Annotated in this window: 4 protein-coding genes; 1 reads left to right on the top strand and 3 read right to left on the bottom strand. The window is 55.5% G+C overall.

Translation table 11 applies throughout. The features are described 5' to 3' along the window. On the bottom strand, positions 1-293 hold a 293-nt coding region (locus tag BGIM_RS65815; protein ID WP_193788981.1), incomplete at its 3' end, for a hypothetical protein. On the opposite strand from BGIM_RS65815, the gene BGIM_RS60355 reads away from it, so the two are divergent. Beyond that, the gene (locus BGIM_RS60355; RefSeq protein ID WP_020470573.1) at positions 281-850 is read left to right on the top strand and encodes a hypothetical protein; all 570 of its coding nucleotides are present in this window, start codon (positions 281-283) and stop codon (positions 848-850) included. The two genes, BGIM_RS65815 and BGIM_RS60355, sit on opposite strands and share 13 nt — an antisense overlap. 204 nt (positions 851-1,054) lie before the next feature. Here BGIM_RS60355 and BGIM_RS0114980 read toward each other — a convergent pair whose 3' ends face one another. Together BGIM_RS0114980 and BGIM_RS0114985 are read right to left on the bottom strand one after the other, a co-directional pair. Beyond that, on the bottom strand, positions 1,055-1,525 hold the full coding sequence (locus BGIM_RS0114980) for a hypothetical protein (RefSeq protein WP_020470574.1): 471 nt from the start codon (positions 1,523-1,525) through the stop codon (positions 1,055-1,057). 89 nt (positions 1,526-1,614) lie between these two features. After that, positions 1,615-2,385, bottom strand: coding sequence for a hypothetical protein (locus BGIM_RS0114985; RefSeq protein WP_020470575.1), 771 nt, complete (start codon positions 2,383-2,385; stop codon positions 1,615-1,617). Between the last annotated feature and the right edge of the window lie 68 nt (positions 2,386-2,453).

Consider the following 2,453-nt stretch of genomic DNA (forward strand, 5'->3'; position numbering starts at 1 on the left):
GATGAACCCGGCTCAACCGGGGCAGCAAACGCCCGGCAGCCCAGCCACTCCGCCGACGACCCCCGGAACGACCACGCCGGGAACTCCGGCGCCCGGAACGACAACACCCGGAACGGCCACACCGGGAACTCCAGCACCCGGAACGACAACACCCGGAACAACCACGCCGGGAACTCCAGCACCCGGAACGACAACACCCGGAACGACAACGCCGGGAACTCCAGCACCCGGAACGACGACACCCGGCACAACCACGCCCGGTACGGCAGCGCAACCAGGCATGGCGAACACATACCCCAATTCGCTGTATCGCATGAATGATGTGAACAAGGCGCTGAACTTCACGCCGGAACAGATGAATCGGCTCAACACACTGACCCAGCAAATGCAAACCCAATATCGCGACAATTACACCAATCTTGGCAATGTCACGCCCGCCGAGCGATTCGCGAGGGCGCAGGCGTTGAACCAGCAGTATTCCAATGACTGGAACAAGGCGGCCGGCAACATCCTCACCGACAGCCAGCGGGGCCGTTATCAACAACTCAACTATCAATATGGAGGCTTCAACACCCTATATGACCCGGCCGTCCAGAAGCAATTGAACCTGACTCCGGCCCAAATCACGGACCTGCGGTCGCAATCGGAATGGAACAATCAGCAAATGCAAGACGTGTACCGCCTCGGGGCCACCGACCCCGCCCGCGGAACGCAGGCTTATAAGGATTACTGGACCCAGCGCCAGGAACGCCTCAACAAGTTTCTGACCCCGGACCAACAAAAAGTGTGGCTCCAAATGACCGGCGACCCTTACACCTTCCAGCCGACATTCACGACCCCCAGCCCATGATGACAGAAAAGACAGACGCATTCGGAACAAGAGGGCCTCGCCGCTGAAACGGCGAGGCCCTCTGTTGCTCAACCGATTGCGGGAAGATGCGTTAAATTTCCCTTGGACGCTTGCGAAACATCCGCCATCCGGACCAAATCGTGTCGGTGAGCCAGACGAGAAGAATCACCTCGCACAAAGCCACAAAGAGAAATGAAGAGTTTGTCAAAATTCTCCGGCCCGGTTCAGAAAATGAACTCTCACTTGCCGGGCTGGCGGGATTGGCCCAAGGGAGATCAAATCCTCATTTTCCGCAACCTGTCGCCAAAAATCTTCCTCAGAGTCGGCTACTCCCAACACAATCCAATGGCTTCCATATTTCGTTGATGCAACCCAGATGTCCAGTACCGGATGATCCCCTCCTTCGTAAAAGACATCTCCGAGCGGGTAATCTTGAAATTCACCAACGATCTCGGCGTGATGGGCATGCGGACACGTTTGAGGAAGCATTTGCGAACGGAAGCTTTCGATCAATTGATCTCGTCTCCGAGTCATCTCGTCATGAACGATCGCGCTCTTTGTTTCGTTCCAGTTGGGGTATTCGGCTTGGGTCACCTTGAGAAGCAAATGATGAACGCAACCGGCCGCCTCGTTCGCAAATCGCACCAGATCGTAAATATCAATCGGCCCGGCCATTGCTGCCTCTGTCTGCGGTGAGGAAGGATAAACACTCGGTTTGGGCGAGAAAGAGTCTCCCTGTCGCGGGAGTCGTTTCGGCCTAGCATTCAAGATTTTCCAAGAATCAAATCCAATGCCCAACAACCGCGAACATGCGGGCTGTCACCACGAAGATGGCTCAGGATGTTTTCGTTGTCACAACCGGCGTCTTGCAGTGCATCCGCAAGGATCGGCAGACGGTTGAATGCCCGGTCCTCGTAAGCCCCGGCGGCGATCATTTGCACATCGAACGTCAGCCAGGCGGAGTTGATGATGGTAAGTCGAAAGATATTTCCAAACATACATCGAAGAAGATCGGCCTGCCCCCGCTCTTCGGATCTTTGACTGGCGGAGTATTTGAGACTGTGATTTGACGCTCCAGGGTTGGCAATGGCGGCGAAGTCCAAGTAGGCATTTGAAGAGGCGTAATAAGCGGCCTTTTGGGCCTCTTTCCAAAGAATCACAAGGTCCAAAGAAAGAGCCGCATGCAAGGGGTGGATTTCAATGCGTTCCATCCCTTGAGAAGCCCGCCACCGCTCCTCCAAAATGCCAATCGGAACTCTAATGATGGCCTCGGCCCGCCGAAGTTCCTCCGCCGGTATGATGCCATCAGCGACCTGTTCGGCCACATCAATCGCTGCTTTGACACACAGGTCCGGCAACACATGCCGAATGCGGTGATAGCACGCACAAGCAAATAACCTCAATTTGCGGTCGCTGCTTCGACACGCGGGAAATGACACAATGTCCTGAACCCGTCCTTCGTCTGGCCGCAATCCCAACAAATAACGAAGCATTGGCTTTGGGTCGGCACACGCCAGCCATTCGGCTTCCGTCATCGAATTCCCTCGTGCTGGCGTTCAAGGCATTTGCGCGGTAATGACCTACCATTTTTCCGCCTGATCGA

This window comes from Zavarzinella formosa DSM 19928, assembly GCF_000255705.1.
Taxonomy (GTDB): Bacteria; Planctomycetota; Planctomycetia; order Gemmatales; family Gemmataceae; genus Zavarzinella; species Zavarzinella formosa.

Bases quoted from the DNA above. Each gene is read 5' to 3' on its own strand.
- BGIM_RS60355 (WP_020470573.1), top strand. From the start codon at position 281: ATGGCGAACACATACCCCAATTCGCTGTATCGCATGAATGATGTGAAC.
- BGIM_RS0114980 (WP_020470574.1), bottom strand. From the start codon at position 1,525: ATGGCCGGGCCGATTGATATTTACGATCTGGTGCGATTTGCGAACGAG.
- BGIM_RS0114985 (WP_020470575.1), bottom strand. From the start codon at position 2,385: ATGACGGAAGCCGAATGGCTGGCGTGTGCCGACCCAAAGCCAATGCTT.